We start from the raw sequence: 5794 nt of genomic DNA on the forward strand, positions 1-5794 counted from the left end.
TCATCAACGCCCAGAACTGCGTCCACTGCAAAACCTGCGACATCAAGGATCCGTCCCAGAACATCGTCTGGACGACGCCGGAGGGCGGCGGCGGGCCGAACTATCCGAATATGTGATGCGGTCGGGATCGCGGGCCTTGCCATTGCCGCATAAGCCGGGAAGGGTCGGGCCCATGATCTCGATCTCTCTTCGCCTGCTCTCGACCGGTTGCGCCCTGGTCGCCTTGACGGTGGCGTCATCCGCTGTGGCTCAGGACGCGCCGGTGACCCAGGCTCCCGGTGCCGGGGTGCCGACCCAGGCCGATCCTGCGGTCCTGCCGCCCGCCATCGTCGTTGAGGCTCCGCCCATCGACAGGGACGAAACCCCGACCGCTCCCGCCATTCCGGCGGAATGGTCGCCCGTGCCGACGACGGCCGACGGACGGTCGGCCTATGGCCTGTATCTGACGGGTCGTCTGGCCAGCTTCCGGGGCGACCGCACGACGGGCGCGGCCCTGTTGGCCCAGGCGCAGTCTCTTGTCCCGGAGCAGCCTGTCCTGGCCGATGAAGCCTTTCGCGAGGGTCTGTTCGCGGGGGATCTGGACGAGGTCGCGCGCCTGACGCCGCTGGTCAGCCAGACCCCGCAACTGGCCGAGGCCGGTCGGTTCACCGATGTGGTCCAGTCGCTTCAGCGCGGCGACGCACGCCGGGCCCAGACCATCATCCAGCAGGGCGGGTTCACCGACTTCTTCGGCGTCGGCGTGCGTTTCCTGACGCCGATCGTCGCGGCGGGGGCGGGGGACTGGTTGACGGCTCTGGCCCCCGTCGTGGTCGCGCCTCAGGACCCCTCGGCCTTCATCCTGCGCCTGAACCGCGCGCAGTTGCTGGAGCGTCGTCGCCAGTTCGATGCGGCGGAGGTGGAGTACAAGGCGCTGCTCGAAACGCCCGTCGGCACGCGGTTCGCGGCCGAGGCTTATGGCGGCTTTCTGGAGCGTCGCCGTCGCAAGGCCGAAGCCGTCGTCGTTTATGACGCGGCTCTGGCCGCCGGACCGGCCGACCCCACGATCGTGGCGGCCCGTGCCCGCGCGTCGGGGCGCGGCCGCGCGCCGGAGCTGGCCAGTCTGAACGATCTGGCGGCCGACGCCCTGAACTTCATCGCGGGCGGCGCTCGGCAGGCCGAGGCCAGCGAGCTGGCCATCATCTATCTGAGGCTGGCGCAAAGCCTGCGTCCGGACAATCTGACCGCCTATGAACTGGGCGAGGCCTTGGCCAAGGCGGAACGCGAACTGCCAGCCCGTGAGGCCTTCGCAGCGGTGACCCCCGCCGATCCGCTGATCTATGCCGAGGCGCAATACGGGATCGGTGAGAGCTTCGTGCGCGACGAAATGCCGGAGGAAGCCCTGGCCGCCTTCCGCCGGGCCGATGCCGCAGCGCCCGATCAGCCGCGTATGGCGCTGGCGCTGTCGGGGCAGCTGCTGGGCATGGGCTTTGAGGAGGAGGCGCTGGGCGTCCTGAACCGGCCAGCAATCAATACGGCGGACCAGCATCCCATCATCCGCTTCCAGCGCGGCGCGGCGCTGGAACGTCTGGGTCGGCACGATGAGGCGGAGACCGAGCTCTTGGCCGCGCTTCAGGGCGCGCCGGACAACGCCACCATACTGAACTTCCTCGGCTATATGTGGGTCGACACCGGTCGCCGGGTGGATGAAGGGGCGGCCATGCTGGCCCGCGCCCATGCCGCCGCCCCCGAGGACGGTAACATCCAGGACTCCCTTGGCTGGGCCCAGTATCGTCAGGGCCAGTACGAGACGGCGGTCGCGACCTTGCAGGAAGCGGTCGAGAAGGAGCCGGGCAATGCCGAGATCAACGACCACCTGGGCGACGCCTACTGGCAGGTCGGACGCCAGCGCGAGGCCCAGTGGCAATGGACGCGCGTCCTGACGCTGGACCCCGACGCCGAACGCCGGGCCGAGGTCGAGCGCAAACTGGTCGAGGGTCTGTCAGGCGCGAACTCAACGCCCAGCCCGGCTTCGGCTCCCGCACAGACGGTCGTCGTCGGTGGCAGCTGACGTTCTGACGCCGGCGACGGCGATTGCGCCCGCCAAGATCAACCTGTTCCTGCATGTCGGGCCGGTGGACGAAGAGCGCTATCACCCGCTGACCAGTCTGGTCGCCTTCGCCGATATGGGCGACATCGTATCGATCGAGCGATCGGATCGGCTGTCGCTGACTGTCGGTGGTCCGTTCGGTGCTGGTCTGGCCGATGACCCTGACAACCTGATCCTGCGGGCGCTCAGAGCCCTGGGCGAGGCGACAGGCACGGGCGAGCCGCCGCTACGCGTTCATCTCGACAAGCGCCTGCCGATCGCGGCCGGTCTGGGCGGTGGGTCTTCGGATGCGGGGGCGGCGCTGAAGCTGGCGTGCAACCCGCTGGCGCTTAAACTCGACGACGCTGGCCTGGGCGACATCGCCGAGGCCGTCGGCGCGGACGGCCCTATGTGTCTGCATGCCCGCACGGCCTGGGCCGAGGGGCGCGGCGAGGTGTTGACGTTCGAGCCGAACCTACCGCCTTTGCATGCCTTGCTGGTCAACCCTGGCGTGCCGTCACCGACAGGCGCGGTCTACCGGGCCTACGATGCCGCGCCGCGGATACTGGAGCCGCGGCCCGCGCCACCTGTGGGGTGGACCGCTTCGGCCGTGATCGACTGGCTGGCCGAGCAGCGGAACGATCTGGAGGCCCCGGCCATCGCGCTTCAGCCCGCCATCGGTGCGGCGATGCAGGCGGTCGCCGTCCTGCCTGAAGTCCGGCTGACCCGCATGTCCGGATCCGGGGCCACGGTCTTCGCTCTGTTCGACACCCGCGAGGCGGCGGGGGTCGCGGCCCGCCGCCTGGCGAGCGAACACCCCGAATGGTGGATCGTCCCGACGACGCTGGCCGCCCCTTAACCGTCGGCAAACCCGCATGCGCTAGGGTTCAGGCATGAAAAGCCTGACCCCCGCCTGGATCGCCGCCTTCGAGGCCGTGCTGAACAAGGTCCCGGCGGAGGATCGCGCCCGGATCGTCGCTCTCGCCCCCGCCGCCGCTGAGGCCGCGACCGCCAGTGCGCCGCACTGGGATTTCGACCAGCCGGGGCATCGGGCAGAGAAGGCGCTGGCCGGCACCTTTGGTCCCGCCGTGACCGACGACCACCGCCGCGCCCTGATCGCGCACTGGGCACTGGAGATGCCGGGCCGGATCGCCACCGCGGACCTGCCGCAGGCGTCGCTGGAGCTCTATCCGGAATGGATCGGGCGGCTGGCCGACTTCCTGACCGCCGCCGCCGACCCCTATGACCGCGACTTCTGGGCCAAGGATGTGCGCATCTCGTTGGTGCTGTCCGTGCCGGGCGCGCGCACCCAGATGATCGACCTGTCTTCGCCCCTGGGGCCGGGGCAGGTGCTGCGTCACGCCCGGGAGGGCTGGGGCTGGTCCGTCATTCCGTCCTATATCGCCGCCCAGAGCTGGAAGCCCTGGCTGGAGGTCCATACCGAAAGCCGCGAACTGTCCGACTTCAACGAGCCGGGCTGGGACCGCGCCTGGGCGACGGCCGCCGAAATCTGCAAGCGCCGTCCGCAGATGGCGGGCATGCTGGGATCGTCATGGTTCTATGACCCGCCGCTGGAACAGATCAGCCCGCGCCTGGCCTATCTGCGGGTCAATCCGCTGAAGCATGGGGCCTTTCTGCTGCATCAGGGACCGGGCGAGATACACACCCAGCGGGCCGCGACCAGTTCGCCCACCCGCGCCGCCCTGATCGAAAAGGGCGAATACACCGCCCGCTCCTGGATCGTCGCCTGGCCCCGCGCGGCCCTGATCCGCTGGGCCGACAGTCGCGCGGCGGGGCCTGTAGCCTGACCCGTTTTCGCGTTCGGTCGCAGCGGCGCGGGCTTTAAACGCCCGCCGAAAACGTCTAGCGACAGCGGCATGACCCAAGCCACCAATGCGGCCTTCTACGACCGCGTCTCCGCCGAGCTTTCCGACATCGAGGCGCAAGGCCTGACCAAGCCCGAGCGTATCATCGCCTCACGCCAGGGCCCGGTCATCAAGGTCGGCGGACGTGAGGTCCTGAACTTCTGTGCCAACAACTATCTGGGCCTGGCCGGCGACGAGCGCGTCACCCAGGCGGGCATCAGGGCCCAGGAAAAATGGGGCGCGGGCACGGCCTCGGTCCGCTTCATCTGCGGCACGCTGGAAATCCACAAGGAGCTGGAGCGGGCGACGGCCGACTATCTCGGCTTTGAGGACACCATCCTGTTCGCCGCCGCCTTCGACGCCAATGGTGGCATCTTCGAACCGCTATTCGGGGCGGAGGACGCCATCGTCTCTGACGCCTTGAACCATGCCTCGATCATCGACGGTGTGCGGCTGTGCAAGGCCAAACGCTATCGCTTCGCCACCTCGGACATGGACGATCTGGAGGCCCAGCTGAAACAGGCCCGGGCCGATGGCGCGCGCAACATCGTCATCGCCACCGACGGCGCATTCTCGATGGACGGCTATATCGCCAGGCTGAAGGACATCCGCGCCCTGGCGGACACCTACGACGCCCTGATCATGGTCGACGACTGCCACGCCACGGGCTTCCTCGGTCCGCAAGGGCGCGGCTCCTATGCCTACCACGGGGTCGAGATCGACTTTCTCACCGGCACCTTCGGCAAGGCGCTGGGCGGGGCGATGGGTGGCTTCATCTGTGCCAGGGCGAACGTGGTGGCCCTGCTGAAACAGCGGGCGCGGCCGTACCTGTTCTCCAACGCCCTCAGCCCCGCCGTCTGCGGCTCGTCGCTGGAGGCCATCCGCATCGCCGCCGGTGCGGAAGGCGACGCCCTGCGTGAGCAGTTGATGGCCAATGCCGCCCGCTATCGCGCCGCGATGACCGAGGCCGGTTTCACGCTGCAACCCGGCGAGCATCCGATCATCCCGGTCATGCTGGGCGATGCCAAGCTGGCGCAGGACATGGCGGCGCGGCTGCTGGAGCTGGGCGTCTATGTGATCGGCTTCTCGTTCCCTGTGGTGCCGCGCGGCCAGGCCCGCATCCGCACCCAGATGTCGGCGGCGCATACCTTCGAACAGATCGATCAGGTAGTTAAGGCGTTCAAAGCGGCGGGTGAGGAACTCGGCGTTATCTAGGATTCGAATGACGTATGAAGCGCCTGAATAGTTTCACGATCTGGGTGTTCGTTGGGCTTTATGTGCTCTTCGTCGTGGCGACGCTTATCGATTCTCCGCCCGTGAGAGCAGTGGATTTTGTTGCCCTTATTATAATACCGGCTGTTGCTCTTTGGGGTATTTATTGGGTCAACCGATACGCTGGGCAGGGTCTGTTTGGCCTGATCAAGCGTTTCAGAAATCACGATAGAGGCAGCTGACTCAACGACTGCGCTTACGATCGTTTTTAGTGAAAGAACACAATCCATGACCGCCACCATGCAGGCCCTGGCCAAGACGCGTCCCGAAGTCGGGCTGGAACTGATCACGGCTCCGATCCCCGTCGCGGGCGACGAAGACGTTCTGATCAAGGTCCACAAGACCGCCGTCTGCGGCACAGACATCCATATCTGGAACTGGGACGAGTGGTCCCAGAAGAATGTGCCGGTGCCCATGATCACCGGCCACGAGTTCGCCGGCGAGATCGTCGCCATCGGCAAGGACGTGGATCGCAGGCTGAAGATCGGCCAGCGCGTCTCGGCAGAAGGTCACGTCATCGACCTGAATTCCGAGGCGGCCCGCGCCGGTCACTTCCACCTGGATCCCGACACCCGCGGCATCGGCGTCAATC

General features: G+C 67.5%; 6 protein-coding genes. All 6 read left to right on the forward strand.

The window, feature by feature from the left end:
* Positions 1 to 116 (forward strand): 4Fe-4S dicluster domain-containing protein (locus tag JHC81_RS13410; RefSeq protein WP_292175508.1); only part of this gene is annotated, 116 nt, incomplete at its 5' end.
* A gap of 56 nt (positions 117 to 172) precedes the next feature.
* Entirely contained in the window at positions 173 to 2047 is a 1875-nt protein-coding gene (locus JHC81_RS13415) for a tetratricopeptide repeat protein (RefSeq protein ID WP_292175500.1), read from the forward strand.
* Entirely contained in the window at positions 2037 to 2924 is an 888-nt protein-coding gene (locus tag JHC81_RS13420) for a 4-(cytidine 5'-diphospho)-2-C-methyl-D-erythritol kinase (RefSeq protein WP_292175501.1), read from the forward strand. The genes JHC81_RS13415 and JHC81_RS13420 overlap by 11 nt, the downstream gene beginning before the upstream one ends.
* A gap of 34 nt (positions 2925 to 2958) precedes the next feature.
* Complete coding sequence (locus JHC81_RS13425) at positions 2959 to 3873, forward strand: hypothetical protein (protein WP_292175502.1); 915 nt, start codon at positions 2959 to 2961, stop codon at positions 3871 to 3873.
* 69 nt (positions 3874 to 3942) lie between these two features.
* A complete protein-coding gene (locus JHC81_RS13430; RefSeq protein ID WP_292175504.1) occupies positions 3943 to 5145 on the forward strand; it encodes a glycine C-acetyltransferase in 1203 nt (400 codons plus the stop codon).
* Between the two features lie 285 nt (positions 5146 to 5430).
* Positions 5431 to 5794, forward strand: a 364-nt coding sequence (locus tag JHC81_RS13435; protein WP_292175506.1) for an alcohol dehydrogenase catalytic domain-containing protein, incomplete at its 3' end; no start/stop codon positions are given.

The sequence above is a fragment of the Brevundimonas sp. genome (genome assembly GCF_016463295.1).
In the GTDB taxonomy this organism is placed as follows: Bacteria; Pseudomonadota; Alphaproteobacteria; order Caulobacterales; family Caulobacteraceae; genus Brevundimonas.

What these genes read in the sequence shown, in the direction of transcription:
- JHC81_RS13415 (WP_292175500.1), top strand. Translation starts at nt 173, where the DNA reads ATGATCTCGATCTCTCTTCGCCTGCTCTCGACCGGTTGCGCCCTGGTC.
- JHC81_RS13425 (WP_292175502.1), top strand. Translation starts at nt 2,959, where the DNA reads ATGAAAAGCCTGACCCCCGCCTGGATCGCCGCCTTCGAGGCCGTGCTG.
- JHC81_RS13430 (WP_292175504.1), top strand. Translation starts at nt 3,943, where the DNA reads ATGACCCAAGCCACCAATGCGGCCTTCTACGACCGCGTCTCCGCCGAG.